The sequence below is a fragment of the Paenibacillus sp. F024 genome, assembly GCF_057814255.1.
Genome location: NZ_JBVASZ010000139.1, coordinates 1 through 303, shown reverse-complemented (window position 1 = coordinate 303; position 303 = coordinate 1). Strand labels below are relative to the sequence as shown.

The following is a 303-nucleotide window of genomic DNA, read 5'->3' as shown; positions in this document are numbered from 1 at the left end:
TCCGTACTGCATCGACGATCATTATGATCGTGGGTTTCCAATAAACGCTTTCAACAATCCCCTTTAGAGCATGGTACGTAGGCACTTGATAGGAAAGTTTTTCCCCACCAAGTTTAGTTAAGGGATCCGTGAACAACGCGTAAGCACCATGTATGACAAACTCGATCGAGTTCCTCATCATTTCACCTACTATAATTTAATATGGATATAATTTGATATAATTAAATAATATTCCATTCATGCACCCTAGTAAACGCAATTTCCATAACACATTTTAAGAATTTTTCAATTAAACTTAGGTAA

At 35.6% G+C, this 303-nt stretch carries 1 protein-coding gene; it reads right to left on the bottom strand.

Annotated elements, in window-relative coordinates; genetic code table 11:
• The coding region (cas5, locus tag ACZYR9_RS27700; protein ID WP_488981506.1) for a CRISPR-associated protein Cas5 at positions 1 to 178 on the bottom strand (178 nt) is incomplete at its 3' end.
• Between the last annotated feature and the right edge of the window lie 125 nt (positions 179 to 303).